The 18,958-nt window shown below is 36.0% G+C and carries 15 protein-coding genes and 1 tRNA gene; 11 read left to right on the top strand and 5 right to left on the bottom strand.

The window, feature by feature from the left end; all coding sequences use genetic code 11:
- Positions 1–110: 110 nt before the first annotated feature.
- Positions 111–184: transfer RNA gene (locus tag RRU92_RS02080), tRNA-Asn, on the top strand.
- A gap of 235 nt (positions 185–419) precedes the next feature.
- Here RRU92_RS02080 and RRU92_RS02075 read toward each other — a convergent pair.
- A complete protein-coding gene (locus RRU92_RS02075) occupies positions 420–962 on the bottom strand; it encodes a TetR/AcrR family transcriptional regulator (protein WP_061863863.1) in 543 nt (180 codons plus the stop codon).
- Positions 963–1,092: 130 nt separating this feature from the next.
- Between RRU92_RS02075 and RRU92_RS02070 the strand changes: the two genes are divergently transcribed.
- A complete protein-coding gene (locus tag RRU92_RS02070) occupies positions 1,093–3,753 on the top strand; it encodes a YhgE/Pip domain-containing protein (protein ID WP_153224635.1) in 2,661 nt (886 codons plus the stop codon).
- Positions 3,754–3,784: 31 nt separating this feature from the next.
- On the opposite strand, the gene RRU92_RS02065 is transcribed toward RRU92_RS02070, so the two are convergent.
- Positions 3,785–6,334: a YfhO family protein gene (locus RRU92_RS02065; protein ID WP_153224636.1), complete on the bottom strand. Its 2,550-nt coding sequence runs from the start codon at positions 6,332–6,334 to the stop codon at positions 3,785–3,787.
- A 61-nt stretch (positions 6,335–6,395) separates the two neighbouring features.
- On the bottom strand, positions 6,396–8,018 hold the full coding sequence (locus RRU92_RS02060) for an ATP-binding cassette domain-containing protein (protein ID WP_000958799.1): 1,623 nt from the start codon (positions 8,016–8,018) through the stop codon (positions 6,396–6,398).
- A 205-nt stretch (positions 8,019–8,223) separates the two neighbouring features.
- On the opposite strand from RRU92_RS02060, the gene trpS reads away from it, so the two are divergent.
- The gene (gene trpS, locus RRU92_RS02055; protein ID WP_001039667.1) at positions 8,224–9,249 is read left to right on the top strand and encodes a tryptophan--tRNA ligase; all 1,026 of its coding nucleotides are present in this window, start codon (positions 8,224–8,226) and stop codon (positions 9,247–9,249) included.
- Between the two features lie 162 nt (positions 9,250–9,411).
- On the top strand, positions 9,412–10,890 hold the full coding sequence (guaB, locus tag RRU92_RS02050; protein ID WP_153224638.1) for an IMP dehydrogenase: 1,479 nt from the start codon (positions 9,412–9,414) through the stop codon (positions 10,888–10,890).
- A gap of 52 nt (positions 10,891–10,942) precedes the next feature.
- Here guaB and recF read toward each other — a convergent pair whose 3' ends face one another.
- Positions 10,943–12,034, bottom strand: coding sequence for a DNA replication/repair protein RecF (recF, locus tag RRU92_RS02045; protein WP_153224639.1), 1,092 nt, complete (start codon positions 12,032–12,034; stop codon positions 10,943–10,945).
- 2 nt (positions 12,035–12,036) lie between these two features.
- The gene (yaaA, locus tag RRU92_RS02040) at positions 12,037–12,405 is read right to left on the bottom strand and encodes a S4 domain-containing protein YaaA (RefSeq protein WP_153224640.1); all 369 of its coding nucleotides are present in this window, start codon (positions 12,403–12,405) and stop codon (positions 12,037–12,039) included.
- 161 nt (positions 12,406–12,566) lie between these two features.
- Here yaaA and yfmF point away from each other — a divergent pair, with 161 nt between their 5' ends.
- The 7 genes from yfmF to RRU92_RS02005 are packed head-to-tail and all read left to right on the top strand — an operon-like array spanning position 12,567 to position 18,952.
- A complete protein-coding gene (gene yfmF, locus RRU92_RS02035) occupies positions 12,567–13,817 on the top strand; it encodes an EF-P 5-aminopentanol modification-associated protein YfmF (RefSeq protein WP_315640215.1) in 1,251 nt (416 codons plus the stop codon).
- Positions 13,814–15,097, top strand: a complete 1,284-nt coding sequence (gene yfmH, locus RRU92_RS02030; RefSeq protein ID WP_315640214.1) for an EF-P 5-aminopentanol modification-associated protein YfmH — start codon at positions 13,814–13,816, stop codon at positions 15,095–15,097. Before yfmF ends, yfmH begins: the two co-directional genes overlap by 4 nt.
- Positions 15,098–15,134: 37 nt before the next feature.
- Positions 15,135–15,959, top strand: coding sequence for a cytoskeleton protein RodZ (rodZ, locus tag RRU92_RS02025; RefSeq protein ID WP_315640213.1), 825 nt, complete (start codon positions 15,135–15,137; stop codon positions 15,957–15,959).
- A 12-nt stretch (positions 15,960–15,971) separates the two neighbouring features.
- Complete coding sequence (pgsA, locus tag RRU92_RS02020) at positions 15,972–16,511, top strand: CDP-diacylglycerol--glycerol-3-phosphate 3-phosphatidyltransferase (RefSeq protein WP_061863869.1); 540 nt, start codon at positions 15,972–15,974, stop codon at positions 16,509–16,511.
- 2 nt (positions 16,512–16,513) lie between these two features.
- Positions 16,514–17,341 carry an energy-coupling factor ABC transporter ATP-binding protein gene (locus tag RRU92_RS02015; protein WP_315640212.1) on the top strand — a complete coding sequence of 276 codons (828 nt, stop codon included), beginning with the start codon at positions 16,514–16,516 and terminating at the stop codon, positions 17,339–17,341.
- Positions 17,326–18,165: an energy-coupling factor transporter ATPase gene (locus RRU92_RS02010; RefSeq protein ID WP_315640211.1), complete on the top strand. Its 840-nt coding sequence runs from the start codon at positions 17,326–17,328 to the stop codon at positions 18,163–18,165. Before RRU92_RS02015 ends, RRU92_RS02010 begins: the two co-directional genes overlap by 16 nt.
- Positions 18,158–18,952, top strand: a complete 795-nt coding sequence (locus RRU92_RS02005; RefSeq protein WP_315640209.1) for an energy-coupling factor transporter transmembrane protein EcfT — start codon at positions 18,158–18,160, stop codon at positions 18,950–18,952. Before RRU92_RS02010 ends, RRU92_RS02005 begins: the two co-directional genes overlap by 8 nt.
- The last annotated feature ends 6 nt before the right edge of the window (positions 18,953–18,958 follow it).

Below are 18,958 nucleotides of genomic sequence, written 5' to 3'. Positions count from 1 at the left end.
TTTGATAAATTGATATAATGGTTATATCTGCTACAGGTAGAGGGTCCGTGGTTAAGAAATCGTCTTTTCATAGCGGTAATACGGGTTCGAATTCCGTACGGACTATTTAATCCGCCATAGCTCAGTTGGTAGTAGCGCATGACTGTTAATCATGATGTCGTAGGTTCGAGTCCTACTGGCGGAGTCAGATGAAAGGAACACTAATTTGGTGTTCCTTTTTTTGATTCTTTGTCCGATGTAATGAGGGGAGGCATACCTAACATACGGAGAGATAATGATTTGTGTCCGAAAATAAAACTAAGGAAATTGTATTGCATTAGTATTAGCCTAATAAGAACAACAAAATAGGCTCCATCATTCCTATGGTGGTTTTACCCACTACAGAAATTATAGAGCCTAAATATTATAGAGCTTTTTTGTTAATTTGTATCTCCTAACATTTTCATTAAAAAGTTCGTGATTTCTTGTGGACTTTCTTTTTTTCCATGGGCAATCCAGGTTTGACAGACTCCAAAGAGAGCATTTGTTAGGTAGACGCTACTATATTCTAATTCTACTTCATTTAGTTTGAGTTGCATAAAACGTTTTTGAAGGTCCGTGCTCAGTAGGATGTGAAGCTTATTTCTCAGGAAATTTTGAATTTCCTTGGTTCCATTTTCAGATAAAAGAGCTGCTAGAAGCGGTTCTGATTCCAAGTATTCAAATACTTCTAGAATAGCATCTCGTTTGTGATTAGCATGTTTTTGAAAGATATATTCGAAGGTATGAAATAGTTTACTTTGGTAATGTTCAATCATGTCGTATTTATCTTTGTAATGAGTATAGAAACTGGAGCGGCTAATTCCAGCTTTTTGCGCTAATTTAACAGTTGTAATCTGATCGAATGGTTGTTCCATCAATAATTCTACCATAGCATTTTCGATAATGCGCTTGGTTTTTAATCGTTTATTACTTTCTTGCATGTTCCCTCCAGATGAACAATTTTAGACAATGTGTTTAAAAATAGATTTTTTTATCTTGTCTTTTTAATTTTTTTATGTATAATCTATTATATCAGAAATTTAGACAAGTAGTTTAAAAAAAGGAGACAATATGTTTAAAGAATGGAAAGCAATCTTTAAAAAACCGACATTTATTATTGTCATGATAGGAATTTCCTTAATTCCAGCTCTTTACAATATCATTTTCTTATCATCAATGTGGGATCCATACGGTAAACTTTCGGAGTTACCTGTAGCAATTGTTAATAAGGACCAAGCTGCTACTTATAATGATGAAAAACTCACTATTGGTGAAGACATGGTGTCTAATTTGAAAGATAGTGATAGTCTGGATTTTCATTTTGTAGATGAAGGTGAGGGAGAAAGAGGACTACGAGATGGGGATTATTACATGGTTGTAACATTGCCAAGTAATCTTTCTGAGAAAGCTTCTTCTATCCTTACAAATCATCCTGAACAGATGACGATTGACTATCAGACATCAAGTGGTCATAGTTTTATTGCAAGCAAGATGAGTGATTCTGCCATGACACAAATCAAACAGACTGTGGCTACTAAAGTTACTCAATCTTATACCAAAGCTTTATTTGATAAGATGGGGGATTTAAAACTTGGTTTATCTCAAGCGGCAAATGCAAGTTTACAGTTGGCTGATGGTTCGAATAAGCTTTCTGATGGGAGTCAAACCTTATCAACCAATCTTCAAACCTTAGCTCAATCGAGTCTCACATTTTCTAACGGTGCTGATCAATTATCTACAGGATTAGGAACCTATACAGCTGGTGTAAATCAGTTAAATCTTGGTCTTGGTAATTTTAATACTGGTTTAAATCAATATACCAGCGCTATTTCACAAATTGATAATGGATTAAACCAACTGAACTCAAAGACACCGGCACTGGTATCAGGATTGAATCAACTTGATGCAGGCACACAAGCCTATACAGGTGGTGTTTCTCAACTCAATTCAGGATTAAATCAATTTTCACTTGGTATTGATACTTATACAAATAGAGTTCAAAGTCTATCATCAGGTACAAATCAGATTTCTACAAAATCAGAGACTCTACGTACAGGACTAACGCAACTTAATCAAGGTATTCAAAAACTTTCTACTCAATTAGATGGGACAACCCAACAAAAAGATCAGATTAAACAATTAGCAACTAGTTTAGAGCAATTTAATCAAGATATTCAAAATATTCAAACAGCAGATAGTGGAGAGATAACACAAGTAACAAACCAGCTTTCTAGTAGTTTATCAACGATTGCAAATTCAGCACAAAGCATCGTTACTTCAAATCAATCTGAAAAAGAAACTACTTTATCAGCTATTCAATCTACGAGTGCTTATCAAAGCTTAACTCCTGAACAACAGGCAGAGATAACTTCTGTGGTTTCTAATCCATCATCTTCTGCTAGTGAGTCAGCACGAACAATTTTAAATACAGTTCAAACGTTACAATCTTCTTTAGAAAATGTAACCACTCAAACAAATAGTTTAACTCAATTAAAGAATCAGTCAAGTAAATTATTACCAACTGCTTCTTCAACATTGACAAGTTTGTCAAGTGGATTAACACAGATTCAAACAGCAATTGATGGTCAGTTATTGCCAGCTAGTCAAACTCTATCTGGTATTGCCAGCTATACAAAATCTGTAGACCAAGTAGCTTTAGGAGCAAGTCAGTTGAGTTCGAAAAATTCGAACTTGACAGGAAGTTTCAATAAGTTGCTACAAGGCTCTAGTCAGTTGACAGAAAAATCTTCTACATTGACAGGTGCTACTGCTAAGTTAGCAGCGAATGGGCCAGAATTAGCAACAGGAATTGATAAACTTGCATCAGGTGTCAACCAAGTAAACAATAAAACATCAGATTTAACTGCTGGATTTAATCAATTACAAGTGGGTTCTCAACAATTAGCTGATAAATCAGACCAGCTAGTTTCAGGAGCAAATCAACTAGCTAATGGTTCTGAAAAAATAGCTAGTGGAGCAGATAAACTTGCTCAAGGATCTGAAATTTTACAATCAGGACTCGGAAAATTAAGTGATGGTTCAAGTCAATTAAATCAAGGGTTGACAGATGCTGATAAACAATTGAATAAGGCTTCAACTGAACCAAAAAATGCAGACTTACTGGCTGATCCTTTAAGTCTTTCAAAAACTGATACGGATCAAGTTGCTGTTAATGGGATTGCCATGGCTCCGTATATGATATCAGTTGCTCTTTTTGTTGCTGCTATTTCAACTAATATGATTTTTGCTAAATTGCCTTCTGGGCGCCATCCAGAAAGTCGCTGGGCTTGGTTTAAGTCTCGCTTTGAAATTAACGGTATCATTGCTGGTTTGGCAGGAGTATTAGTTTATGGTGGAGTACATTTAATTGGACTTACTGCAGTTCACGAATTCAAAACCTTTGCTTTGATTATTTTAACTAGTCTTGCTTTCATGGCGATGGTAACAGCATTGACAACCTGGAATTCTCGCCTAGGCGCCTTCTTCTCCTTAATTTTATTACTCCTTCAATTAGCATCAAGTGCAGGAACTTATCCTTTAGCTTTAACGAATCAATTCTTTAAAACTATTAATCCATGGTTACCTATGAGTTATTCAGTTTCAGGTTTACGACAAACCATTTCTATGACAGGCAATATTCATAGTCAGATTATTTTCCTTATCTTTACAGTAATGATTTTTGTTGCTTTAGGAATGCTTGCCTACCAACCTAAAAAAGTTGAAGAAGACTAAAAACTATCGACCGATTTGGTCGATAGTTTTTTTATCTAGAATATTTTTTTCTTTGAATATCATAAAAAATAAAGACAATAATGGCTATAAGAGAACAACTTGCACCAGCAACAAATCCTTTTGGAATAAAGGAAAGGGTAATAGTTCCTTCACCTTCAGGAACATCAATTTTCATAAATCCAGTTTGTGCCTGTTCAATTTGTAATTTTTTACCATTTTGATAAGCAGACCATCCTTGATCGTATGGAATTGTGAAAAAGATTGATGTATCATTCTTTACCTTATAATTTACAGTGACCTTATTTTTATAAGAGCTCACCTCTACTGGATTTTCTTTTATTTTGTGTATAGCCTCCGTATATTTCTTAGTATCTAAGCGATAGAAAGTTGGAGATTCAAATGATACTTGAGCATTTCCTGGAAACTTAACTTGGATATCAAAAGTTTGTTTATGTTCTGCATATCCAAGATTAAAAAATGTAAAAACATTATCTGTGGTAAAGGATTTTTTTTCACCATTGACAATGATGTCAACTTGCTTTTTCTTATCGTTTGAAAAATTTATCTTGGTCATGGAAAGGTAAACCTGACTATTATCTGGTACTTCAATGCTGTAGCTGATAGTTGCATCTTCAGTATCAGTTCCGTTTAGATTGACCACGTTGTCACCAGAGTCTGTATGATGATTTATCGGATAAAAGTACTCTTCATTTAAGCCAGCAATTTGATTTAAAAATTGAGTTTGGTTATCAAGAGTATGGTCATTAAAAGTGACATCTTTGTAAAGAGACTGTGTAGCAAAAGCAATTGGGAGAGCGAATTGATTTTTATAAAGGGTTAGATTATCTTTTTGATAGCTTGGATGAAAACCATATTTATCTGGATAGGTTTCAGAAATATTGTAGCTGATTCCAAATAAACTATCTGCAATGATAGTATTATTTGCATAACGAAGATTAAGGTTGGTACCTGAAGATTTAAAACCCAACTTATCTAACGTTGTACTTGCAGAACGATTACGAACAGATGAAAATTGTGAGATGCCATTGTAGTTAAATTTCATGCTATCGTTTCCAGTTTGAGTTTGTAACTTTTCAGTTCGTGTAAATGTATCTGGTTGCTGTTTGGTATACTCCAAAATAGCTTCCATACTTGGAATATCTTTATCATAAGTACTACGAGAAGCAAATCCCCATTCTTTCGTAATTCCATTTAGTTGAGATGAAGCATTAAAACTAATTTCACTTATTGTAAAGATCAAAATAAGAATTGAAAAGATTTTTAGAGAAATCATTTTTTTAATAAGTGCCAATAGTAACAGTAAGTATACCACTAAGAATTCAAGCGTTAAGAGTATATTTAATTTAGTTAGAAATGAATAATGATTTTTAAAATAAATGGTTGCCAGATAGCCAAATAAAAGGAAGGTCATTGAGAATAAAATATTCCATAATTTAATATCCTTAAATCTATTTAAAACTTCTGCTGAAATATAAATCAAGAGAGTAGAGAAAATCCAAGCATAGCGATGAAGAAACATATTTGGTGCGTGCATTCCTTGCCAAAATAAATCTAAGGCTTCTAGATAAAAACTAGCAATGATGAGAATGAGTAGAGTTGCATAGCATAGTTTCACGTGAAACTTAATTGATTTTAATGTAAAGAATACAATTGTTAAGATAAAAGGAAGGAGGCCTACAAAAATCATTGGGATAGAACCATATTTAGTTGTATCGAAAGCACCAATAAATTGTTTAGCGAATAGATCTAGATACCAACTGGCATCTGTTTTTATTTTTGTAATAGCGGTTAGTTTTTCACCATGAGTTCTTAAATCAAACAAGGTTGGGAGTGTCATGATGAAACTTATTAAACCAGCGAGTAAGGATGTTAGGAAAAAATCAAGGAAAGAATACTTGCGACTTTTAAAATCCCAGGAAAGTTGGCAAAAATACCAAACTACCAAAAACAGGGCAGTCATATAACCAAAATAGTAGTTTTGGATAAATAAGATTGACAAGCTTGTAAAGTATAGAATACGTTTTTTTTCCGTTATGAGTAGATGTAAACCAGTTAAAATTAAGGGGATTAAAATAAAAACATCCAACCAGGTCTTAATCTCTACTTGACTAACTGTAAAGCTCATTAATGCATATGAGGTAGATAGAGCTAATCGAAGTAGGGCAGATATATTTTTGAATATTTTACTCAAGCTAAAAAAGGTTGACAGACCTATCAAGCCAAATTTCAACAAGGTTGACAAATAAACTGCATCTGGCATGCTTGATACATCAAAAAAATAAACAAGAGGAGATAGAAAACTACCAAGGTAATAACTGGACAAGGCATAAAAATTGAGACCTAGACCGCTGGTAAAAGTATAAAATAGGCTATCACTCCCATGTAAAATATTACGAAGATTTAGATCAAAAATAACATATTGATGAAATCCATCCCCCAATAAAGGTGAAGTATCACTATTCCAGTAGATACCTTGAGAAAGATAGACTCCGAATATAATTACTAGGGGAATAATGAAAGAAATAAGATAGGTCCAATAGTTTCTGAAAAATGTTTTCATGTTACCTCATAGAATGTTAGAAAACTCAGTTGGTTAATCCAACTGAGTTTTAAAGTATTATTTAGTCTTTCCAAAGTTCTTTGACTTTTGCTTGTACTTCAGCATTTTCTAAGAATTCATCATAGGTTTCATCGATACGGTCGATTACACCGTTTTTAGATAGGACAATAATGTGGTTAGCCAATGTTTGAATGAATTCATGGTCATGACTGGCGAAAATGATAGATTCTTTGAAGTTTTTCAATCCATCGTTCAAACTTGAAATAGATTCCAAATCTAAGTGATTAGTAGGATCGTCAAGTACTAGAACATTTGATTTCAAAAGCATGAGTTTCGATAGCATCACGCGCACCTTTTCTCCTCCTGACAAGACGTTTACAGGTTTGTTAACCTCATCTCCAGAGAAGAGCATACGACCAAGGAAACCACGCAAGAAGGTATTGTCATCTTCTTCTTTACTTGCAAATTGACGGAGCCAGTCAAGGATAGATTCACTCCCAGCAAAATCAGCTGAATTGTCTTTTGGTAAGTAAGAGCGACTAGTTGTAACTCCCCACTTGACAGTTCCTTCATAGTCGATATCACCCATGATCGCACGAATCAATGCAGTTGTTTGGATATCGTTTTGTCCGATAAGAGCTGTCTTGTCACCTGGACGCAAGATAAAGCTGATGTTGTCAAGAATAGTTTCACCATCAATCTTGACAGATAGATTTTCTACTGTCAAGAGATCGTTTCCGATTTCACGTTCAGCTTTAAAGTTGATAAATGGATATTTACGACTAGATGGCACAATTTCTTCAAGTTCAATCTTATCAAGCATTTTCTTACGTGATGTTGCTTGTCTTGATTTAGAAGCATTAGCAGAGAAACGAGCAACGAATTCTTGTAATTGCTTAATTTTTTCTTCTGCTTTAGCATTACGGTCTGCTAGCAATTTAGCAGCAAGCTCAGAAGATTCTTTCCAGAAGTCGTAGTTTCCGACATAGAGTTTGATTTTTCCAAAGTCAAGGTCGGCCATGTGAGTACATACTTTGTTCAAGAAGTGACGGTCATGGGATACGACAATAACAGTGTTATCAAAGTCAATCAAGAAATCTTCTAACCAAGTAATAGATTGGATATCCAAACCGTTGGTCGGCTCATCCAAAAGAAGGACATCTGGTTTACCAAATAGAGCTTTAGCAAGGAGTACTTTCACTTTGTCTCCATTTGCGAGTTCACTCATATTTTGGTAATGAAGATCTTCAGGAATATTCAAGTTTTGCAAGAGTTGTGAAGCTTCACTCTCAGCTTCCCAACCACCTAGTTCAGCAAATTCACCTTCAAGCTCAGCTGCACGAACTCCATCTTCATCAGTAAAGTCTGCCTTCATATAGATAGCATCTTTTTCTTTCATGATGTTGTATAGTTTTTCATTACCCATGATAACAACATCAATAACACGTTCATCCTCATAGTCAAAGTGATTTTGACGAAGCACAGAAAGACGTTCATCAGGTCCAAGAGAAACATGACCAGTTGTAGGTTCAATATCCCCAGCTAAGATTTTTAAAAATGTTGATTTACCTGCACCGTTAGCACCAATTAAACCATATGTATTTCCTTCTGTAAATTTGATGTTGACCTCATCAAAAAGTTTGCGATCACTAAAACGTAGTGAAACATCAGATACTGTTAGCAATTTTTTTCTCCTATTATATGTAATACTATAATTCTACTAGAAAATCAGCAAATATTCAAATTTTTCTCTGTCAATTATTTGTAAAGCATGTTTACAGATAGTTTACGGTTGAGGAGTTGAAATCGTAATTATTTGATAAAAAAATTATCTGTCTTTTTATCAAAAAAATGCTATAATTGAAAGGACCATATCAAAGGAGAATAAGATGAATAAACCCATTATTTTAACAGGAGATCGTCCAACGGGTAAATTACATATTGGGCACTACGTTGGTAGTTTAAAAAATCGTGTCTTATTACAGCAAGAAGATAAATATGACATGTTTGTTTTTTTGGCTGACCAGCAAGCCTTAACTGACCATGCAAAAGATCCACAAACAATTGTAGAGTCTATTGGGAATGTTGCTTTGGACTATCTTGCAGTGGGATTGGATCCTAACAAATCAACGATTTTCATTCAAAGCCAGATTCCAGAATTGGCAGAGCTTTCTATGTATTACATGAATCTAGTGTCTTTGGCTCGTCTGGAGCGTAATCCTACTGTAAAGACAGAAATTGCTCAGAAAGGATTTGGAGAAAGTATTCCAACTGGATTTTTAGTTTATCCAATTGCTCAAGCAGCAGATATCACAGCTTTTAAGGCTAACTATGTTCCTGTAGGTACAGACCAAAAACCGATGATTGAACAAACGCGTGAGATTGTGCGTTCATTCAACCATGCCTACAATTGTGATGTTTTGGTAGAGCCAGAAGGGATCTATCCTGAAAATGAAGGAGCAGGTCGCTTACCTGGTCTTGATGGAAATGCCAAAATGTCTAAATCGCTTAATAATGGTATCTACTTGTCAGATGATGCAGATACTTTGCGTAAGAAAGTAATGAGTATGTATACAGATCCAGATCACATTCGTGTTGAGGATCCAGGTAAGATTGAAGGAAATATGGTTTTCCATTACTTAGACGTATTCGGACGTCCTGAAGATGCTCAAGAAATTGCTGACATGAAAGAGCATTATCAACGTGGAGGTCTAGGTGATGTTAAGACAAAACGGTATCTACTTGAAATCCTAGAACGTGAACTTGGTCCAATCCGTGAACGTCGCCTAGAATATGCTAAAGATATGGGTGAAGTGTATAATATGTTACAAAAAGGTAGTGAAAAAGCTCGAGAAGTTGCTGGCCAAACGCTATCAGAAGTAAAATCAGCAATGGGTCTAAATTACTTTCATTAATAGATAAAATACGAACTCTAAAACTATCTCTTCTTTAAAATTAAAGGGATAGTTTTTTTATATTATCTATTATCAATATAATTGACAAATTTTCATAGAATGGTATGATAGATACAATACAAAAAGCGTCAAGCTCAAAAAGAAAGAAAAGAGGAAACTTCAATGTCTAATTGGGACACTAAATTTTTGAAAAAAGGTTTTACCTTTGATGATGTATTGCTTATTCCAGCAGAGAGTCATGTATTGCCTAATGATGCGGATTTAACAACAAAATTGGCAGATAATTTGACTTTAAATATCCCAATTATTACAGCAGCCATGGATACTGTAACAGAAAGCCAAATGGCTATTGCTATTGCGCGTGCAGGTGGTCTTGGTGTTATCCATAAAAATATGTCTATTGAACAGCAGGCAGATGAAGTTCGTAAGGTAAAACGTTCTGAAAATGGTGTTATCATTGATCCATTCTTCTTGACTCCAGAGCATACAATTGCAGAAGCAGATGAACTCATGGGACGTTACCGTATCAGTGGTGTTCCAGTGGTTGAAACTCTTGAAAATCGTAAGTTAATTGGTATATTGACCAATCGAGATCTTCGCTTTATTTCTGACTACAACCAACCAATTTCAAAACACATGACCAGTGAAAACTTGGTTACTGCTCCAGTTGGTACAGACTTAAAAACTGCTGAGAGCATTCTTCAAGAACACCGTATTGAAAAACTTCCACTGGTTGATGAAAAAGGTCGTCTTTCTGGCTTGATCACAATCAAAGATATTGAAAAAGTAATTGAATTTCCAAATGCTGCAAAAGATGAATTTGGTCGCCTTCTTGTTGCTGGTGCGGTAGGTGTTACTTCTGATACATTTGAACGTGCAGAAGCACTCTTTGAAGCAGGGGCTGATGCCATTGTCATCGATACAGCACACGGACACTCAGCGGGTGTTCTTCGTAAAATCGCTGAAATCCGTGCGCATTTCCCAGACCGTACACTGATTGCCGGAAATATCGCTACTGCTGAAGGTGCGCGTGCCCTTTATGACGCAGGAGTTGACGTTGTTAAAGTTGGTATTGGGCCAGGTTCAATCTGTACAACTCGTGTTATCGCAGGTGTCGGAGTTCCACAAGTTACAGCTATCTATGATGCAGCGGCAGTTGCTCGTGAATATGGCAAAACAATTATTGCCGACGGTGGAATCAAGTATTCTGGAGATATTGTTAAAGCTCTTGCTGCTGGTGGAAATGCAGTAATGCTTGGTTCAATGTTCGCGGGAACAGATGAAGCTCCAGGTGAAACTGAAATCTTCCAAGGACGTAAGTTCAAGACTTACCGTGGTATGGGTTCAATCGCTGCGATGAAAAAAGGTTCAAGCGACCGTTACTTCCAAGGTTCTGTCAATGAAGCAAATAAACTTGTTCCAGAAGGAATTGAAGGGCGTGTTGCTTATAAAGGAGCAGCAGCTGATATTGTCTTCCAAATGATTGGTGGTATCCGTTCTGGTATGGGTTACTGTGGTGCTGCTAACCTTAAAGAATTGCATGACAATGCTCAATTTATCGAAATGTCTGGTGCTGGTCTAAAAGAAAGCCATCCACACGATGTGCAAATCACAAATGAAGCACCAAACTACTCAATGTAATAAAAAATCTCCTGTTTGACAGGAGATTTTTTTGTTTACAATATTGTAAATCTTAGTTTACAGACAATTGACCATCTTTTACTGTAAATACACTGAGATTATCAGGTAAGTTCTGAAGATGCTCTAAACTAGTTGTAGTAATAAAGGTTTGAATGTTTTGAGATATAGTCTCTAATAATTTTAGTTGACGATTATTGTCAAGTTCACTCATAACATCGTCAAGTAAAAGAATAGGCGCTTCCTTGGTAATACTCTCCATCAACTCAATTTCAGCTAGTTTGATAGAGAGGACAAGACTACGATGCTGTCCTTGACTGCCAAAACTTGCTTCTATACCGTTGATTAAGAAAATCATATCATCTCGATGAGGACCAACTCCAGTATTCTTTTTAGATAAATCTCTTGCTCTACTTTTTTGAAGAGCTGCATAGAAAGATTCTGCTAGGTGTTCCTTGTCAGTAAAGTTTACAGATGGTTGATAACGTATTGACAACTCTTCCAATTGGTCTGAGATATCAAAGTGCTTTTTACGACCAAAAGACTCCATTTTTTTGATAAATTCTGCTCTGTGAATCATCACTCGACAACCGTAGTCGACCAGCTGTTCATCGAGAACAGATAAAAATGTCTCGTCGATATGATTTGCTGACTTTAAGTAGGTATTTCTTTGTTTAAGCACATGATTGTAGCTTGACAAGTCTGACAAGTAAATTGGTTTAATCTGTCCCAGTTCCATATCTATAAACTTACGTCGGATAGCTGGTGCTCCTTTGACAAGTTGTAAATCTTCGGGTGCAAATAGGACAACATTCATGTGTCCAATATAGTCAGATAGCCGAGCTTGCTTTAAGTGATTGACTTTAGTAATCCGACCTTTTGGTGTTAAGTCAATCTCAAGTGGAACAGTAGCCGTTCGTTTTTGAAGAATTCCAGAAACTTGAAGTTGTTCTTTTTCAAATTGAATTAAATTCTTGTCTGTCTTTGTCCGATGACTTCTAGTTAAAGCTAAAAAGTAAATACTTTCCAGAAGATTGGTTTTTCCTTGTGCATTTCGACCAACAAATACATTCAATTTAGGATTAAATTCAATCTCAGTATCCTGATAGTTTCTAAATTGCTTGATGGATAAGTTTTTTAGCCACATACTTATCTACCTGGGAAACGTGGTGCAGTTTTTGTTTCAGCTTTCTGGGTCTTTTTTGTTGGATTTTTTTTGGCCGTCTTATTCATTTCTTTAACAAGTTTAGCCACACGTTCTTTCTCAAGTTTTTCTTTGACATATTCTTCCTGTTCTTCTAAGCTCGGTTGCGTCAGAATGATTTGGATTTTCATGTCAGGAATGTCGATAGAGTCTCCGATTCTTACTTTTTTCCCACGACGATTTTCTAATTCCCCATTAAAGTAGACATGATGCTCAGCTAAAAAGGATTTAATAGCTCCGCCACTGTGTATAATACCAAGTTCTTTCAAGAGAGCTTGGAGAGTGATAAATTCTTCAAATAATTTGTATTCCATAGTTCACCTCAATCTTTGGTATTATACCATATTTTACCTTGAAATGGCAGAGGTAAATTCGTTAGAAATGAAAGCGATTTTAATTCTAAAAGGGGTAAAGAGAACAAGAAAAATTTCTCTTTTCATGGTATAATAGAACTCTATGTAGAAGGAGGTAAGCGATGGAGTTAGTACCTGGAATTGCAGTGCATTTTATCCAATCAAAAAAATTTAAAACTAATAAAATTACTGTGCGTTTCACAGCTCCATTGTCTTTGGATTCAATTTCAAGTCGCATGTTAAGTGCCAGTATGCTTGAAACTGCCAACCAAAGTTATCCAACTGCACAACTGTTTCGAAAACGTTTAGCAACCTTGTATGGAACTGATTTGTCAGCGCACGCCTATCGAAGAGGACAAAGTCATCTTGTGGATTTGAGTATTTCCTATGTGCGTGATGAATTTTTAAGTAAGAAAAATGTATTAACTTCTCAAATTTTAGAATTACTGCACCAGGTTCTTTTTACACCATTGTCAGATGAGGATGAATTTGAGAAAAATGCTTTTGACATCGAGAAAAAACAGATCTTATCAAGGCTAGAATCAGAATTGGAAGACCCATTCTTCTTTGCACATAAAGAGTTAGATCAATTGTTTTTCCAAGAAGAATCAATGCAGCTAGTTCCTAAAGATTTGATTTCTAGAATTTCAGAAGAGACTCCAGAAACATGTTTTTCAAGCTATCAAAAAATGCTAAAAGAAGACCAAATAGATATTTTCTTCTTAGGGGATTTTAATGAAATTGAAGTTTTAGAGTTTTTACATAAATTTCCTTTAACAGGTCGTAAATTAGCTGTAAACATTCAATATCAGCAACCCTATTCTAATGTTCTTAGAGAAGGTATTGTTAGAAAGAGATTAGGACAGTCTGTTTTAGAGATGGGCTACCATAGTTCAGTAGTATATGGTGATGAAGAACAGATGGCAGTGCTTCTTGTCAATGGTCTGTTAGGAGCCTTTCCTCATTCGAAACTATTTACCCAAGTGCGAGAAAAAGAAGGACTGGCCTATACGGTATCAAGTCATTTGGATCTCTTTAGTGGATTTTTACGATTGTTTGCTGGAATTGATCGGCAAAATCGAAACAAAGTAAGAAAATTGATGAATCATCAGTTACTTGACATAAAAAATGGCAAGTTTACAGATAAGGAAATTGATCAGACCAAACAAATGATTCGTCGATCCTTACTACTTGCTCAGGATAATCAAGATTCTATCGTCGATAAATATTATCTGTCAACTTTTTTTGGGAAGGCGAATCTTGACACAAAATCTTTAATCGATAAGCTTGAACAAGTTGATAGAGAAGCAATTTGTGAAGCAGCAAACAGTTTTAAGTTGCAGGCTATTTATTTTATGGAAGGAGCAGAATGACCAGACCTACTTTTCAAAAGAAATATTATCCTGCTGTAAAAGAAACTTTGTATCAAACTAGATTAGAAAATGGTTTGACAGTTACTTTACTACCTAAAAAGGACTTTAACGAGGTTTATGGCGTTGTAAGTGTCCAAGTCGGTTCTGTTGACACAAGGTTTACAGTGGATGATAAGGACTTACAACAATATCCACAAGGAATCGCTCATTTCTTAGAACATAAGCTTTTTGAAAGAGAAGATTCTGGAGATGTTATGGCAGCTTTTACAGAGTTGGGTGCTGAAAGTAATGCCTTTACGAGCTTTACGAACACTAGCTATCTTTTCTCGACTTCTGAAAATGTTCTAGAGTGTTTAGATTTGCTAGAAGAACTTGTCACTACTTTCAATATGACTGAAGAATCTGTGGAACGCGAAAAGGATATCATTCAACAGGAAAGAGAAATGTATCAGGATGATCCGGATTCTTGTCTATTTTTCAAGACTTTGGCAAATCTCTATCCAGAAAGTTCTTTAGCTTCAGATATTGTTGGTAGTGAAAACTCTATTGATGCTATTTGTTTGGAGGATTTAAAAGAGAACTTTAAAGAGTTTTACAGACCTGTCAATAGTAATATCTTTTTAGTGGGGAATTTTGATTTTGAACTCCTTGAAGATTATTTTGCTAAGAAATCTCATCCTCAAGAAAAAAAACATGAGTTTAAGAGAGAAAAAATACCTTTACATCCTGTAAAGACTACTGAAAGTTTACGGATGGACGTGGCTTCTCCAAAACTAGCAATCGGTATTAGAGGAAATGAAGATATCGGAAGTCGAGATCAGTATCGTTATCATCTTTTATTGAAATTGTTGTTTACAATGATGTTTGGTTGGACTTCACAAAGATTTCAAAAATTATATGAGACAGGTAAACTGGATGCTTCCCTGTCTCTAGAAATAGAAGTTGATCCTCGTTTCCATTTTGTGATATTAACAATGGATACAAAGGAACCTGTGGCACTTTCTCATCAATTTCGTAAAGCTATTCGCAATTTTATGAAAGATGAGGATGTAACTGAGGATCACTTGGATATTGTGAAAACTGAGATGTATGGAGAATTTCTTCATAGTATGGATTCCCTAGAATACATTGCCACTCAGTATCATCCAACCGATACAGGTTCTACCCTGTTTGACCTTCCTAAACTTTTGCAGGAAATTACTCTTGAGGATGTTCTAGAAGCAGGACATGATTTGATAGATAATAGCGATATGATTGATTGTACAATTTTTCCGATATAATCGCTAGAAAATACACTAGAAAGAAGGAATGTTAAGTATGAGAAAAAAAACAATTGGCGAGGTCTTACGCCTTGCAAGGATTAACCAAGGACTGAGCTTAGAGGAATTGCACAGAAAGACAGATATTCAGCTGGATTTGTTGGAGGCAATGGAGTCAGATGATTTTGACAAACTACCGAGTACTTTTTATGCTCGTTCATTTTTGAGAAAGTATGCTTGGGCTGTTGAATTAGATGAAAATATCGTTCTAGATGCCTATGATTCGGGAAGTATGATTACTTATGAAGAAGTTGATGTAGATGAGATTGAACTTTCAGGACGTAGACGGTCTAATCGAAAGAAAAATTCATTTCTCCCGCTATTTTACTTTGTTCTTTTTTCTTTATCAATTTTAATTTTTGTAACCTACTATGTGTGGAATTATATTAAAACCCAACCAACTGCGTCTTCTGCAGCAACTTATAGTGTTGTGAGTTCAACAAGTAGCTCTAGTAGTGTAGCATCAAGTAGTAGTCAAGCTACTAATTCATCAAGTTCGAGTGAGGCAACTACTTTGACTGTTTCAGGTCAGGGAGATGCTTTATCAGTGGAATATAAGACATTTAAAGATTCTGCGGATCTTCAATTATCTGTAACAGATGCAGCAAGTTGGATTAGTGTTTCGGATACTGATTTAGCAGGAGGAGTGACTCTTGAACCTAATAATAAAATAGCTAAAACAACCATTTCTAAAGGATCTCCAGTAACCATAACATTGGGTGTTGTTAAAGGAGTGTCAGTGAAAATTGATAATAAGGAAATTGACACTTCAAAATTAACTGGTCAAACTGGTTGGATTACTCTAACATTAAGTTCAAACTAAAGGAAGGATAACATGAAAAAAGAGAATATTCCTAATATGCTTACGCTTGGTAGAATTTTATTTATTCCGATTTTTATTCTCCTTCTATCAGTTGGACCATCTCCTGTGTTACATAAAATAGCAGCAGTTATTTTTGCTATTGCCAGTATCACTGACTATCTAGATGGTTATTTAGCTAGAAAATGGCAAGTGGTTAGTAATTTCGGAAAGTTTGCAGATCCAATGGCTGATAAATTATTGGTCATGTCAGCCTTTATTATGTTGGTTGGTCTAAAGATGGCACCAGCTTGGGTGGTAGCAATAATTATTTGTCGTGAACTTGCTGTCACTGGTTTGCGCCTGCTCTTAGTTGAAACAGGAGGTACCGTTCTAGCTGCTGCCATGCCTGGAAAAATCAAGACATTTAGTCAGATGTTTGCGATAATATTTTTACTACTTCACTGGAATGTGCTTGGTCAGATAACTCTTTATATTGCCTTGTTCTTCACAGTTTATTCTGGTTATGATTATTTCAAGGGAAGCGCATATTTGTTTAAAGGAACCTTTCGTTAGATATGGAATCGATTATTGAGATAAAAGACCTGTCTTTTCGATATCAGGCAGATCAAGAACATTATGATGTTCATAACATTTCGTTTCACGTGAAACGTGGAGAATGGTTGTCAATCGTTGGTCATAATGGTAGTGGTAAATCAACGACAGTTCGCTTGATTGATGGTTTGCTCGAGGCTGAATCTGGAGAAATTTGGATAGACGGTGATTGCCTAACTCCAGAAAATGTTTGGGAAAAAAGACGTAAGATTGGTATGGTCTTTCAAAATCCTGATAACCAATTCGTAGGAGCAACTGTTGAAGACGACGTTGCTTTTGGACTGGAAAATCAAGGAATCCCACTTGAAGAGATGAAGAAACGCGTTTCTGAGGCTTTATCATTGGTTGGTATGGCCGAATTTGTTAAAAAGGAACCAGCTCGCTTGTCAGGAGGTCAGAAGCAGAGAGTAGCTATTGCAGGTGTTGTTGCTCTGCGACCAGATATTTTAATCTTGGATGAGGCTACAAGTATGTTGGACCCTGAGGGACGATTAGAGTTGATTAATATAGTCCAGAAGATTCGCAAAGACCATCAGATGACAGTCATCTCCATTACGCATGATCTGGATGAGGTGGCCATGAGTGACAGAGTTTTAGTGATGAAAAAAGGAGAAGTCGAGTCAACTAGCACTCCTAGAGAGTTATTTTCTAGATCGGATTTAGATCAAATTGGCTTAGATCAACCCTTTGTCAACCAATTAAAAGATTCGCTACGTACTAGTGGCTTGAAATTACCAGAGCACTACCTGACCGAGGAGGAGCTCGAGGAGGCTTTATGGGAATTATTCTAGACAATGTTAGTTATACGTATCAAGAAGGAACGCCGTTTGCCTCAGCTGCCTTGTCCGACGTCAGTTTGTCAATAGAGGATGGCTCTTATACTGCGATTATTGGGCATACAGGAAGTGGGAAATCTACAATTCTACAACTCTTGAATGGTTTGTTGGTCCCTACAAAGGGAAGTGTTCGTGTCTTTGATACATTGATTACACCAACATCCGTCAATAAGCAAATTCGTCAAATTCGCAAACAAGTGGGCTTGGTATTTCAGTTTGCAGAGAACCAAATTTTTGAGGAAACTGTCCTAAAAGATGTGGCTTTTGGACCTCAAAATTTTGGAGTTTCTGTAGAAGAGGCAGAAGCTATTGCGCGTGAAAAACTAGCTTTAGTAGGAATCGATGAATCACTCTTTGAACGAAGTCCATTTGAACTCTCAGGTGGACAAATGAGGCGGGTTGCTATTGCTGGAATTTTGGCGATGGAGCCTAGCATTTTGGTCTTAGACGAACCAACAGCTGGTTTGGATCCAATTGGTCGAAAAGAGTTGATGGCCTTGTTTAAAAAGCTTCATCAAGATGGCATAACAATTGTTCTAGTAACCCACCTTATGGATGATGTGGCCGAATTTGCTGACCAAGTTTATGTGATGGAAAAAGGGAAACTAGTTAAGGGTGGGAAGCCAAGTCTTGTCTTTCAAAATGTCGAATTTATGGAAAAAATCCAATTGGGTGTTCCTAAAATCACACGATTTGCTCAAAGGCTAGTTGACAGAGGAATTTCTTTCAAACAATTGCCGATAACGATAGAGGAGTTTAAGGAGTTTATCAATGGATAATATGATTTTAGGTCGATACATACCAGGAAATTCGATTATTCATCGTTTGGATCCTCGTAGTAAGTTAGTAGCAATGATTTTATTGATCATCATCGCTTTTTGGGCCAATAATCCAATTACAAATCTCATACTCTTCATTGCAACAGGCATATTTGTCGTTTTATCAGCAGTTCCCTTATCTTTTTTTATAAAAGGATTGCGATCTATGTTTTTTCTGATTGCTTTTACAACCCTTTTTCAACTGTTCTTTATCTCTGGTGGTCAAGTCTTGTTCGAGATGGGATTTATAAAAATTACAAGCTATGGTATTGAGCAGGCAGGAATTATTTTTTGTCGTTTTGTGTTGATTATCTTTTTCTCAACCTTGCTTACTTTGACAACCATGCCATTGAGCTTGGCAACAGCGGTTGAATCCTTGCTTGGACCTTTAAAAAGATTTAAGGTTCCAGTTCATGAGATTGGACTCATGTTGTCAATGAGTTTACGTTTTGTGCCAACCTTGATGGATGATACGATTCGAATTATGAATGCTCAAAAGGCGCGTGGTGTTGATTTTGGAGAAGGTAATGTAATTCAAAAGGTTAAGGCTATGATTCCTATTTTGATTCCTTTGTTCGCTACAAGTTTGAAACGAGCGGATTCTCTTGCTACAGCCATGGAAGCTAGAGGCTATCAAGGTGGTAATGGACGTAGCCAGTATCGACAGTTAAATTGGATGAACAGAGACAGTATAGCGCTATTATTTGTTTGTGTATTGGGTGCAATTCTATTTTTGCTAAAATCTTAGAATGTA

The organism is Streptococcus sp. DTU_2020_1001019_1_SI_AUS_MUR_006 (assembly GCF_032340315.1).
In the GTDB taxonomy this organism is placed as follows: Bacteria; Bacillota; Bacilli; order Lactobacillales; family Streptococcaceae; genus Streptococcus.
Note: the sequence above shows the minus strand (reverse complement) of the source record. Positions and strands in the feature narration are given on the sequence as shown.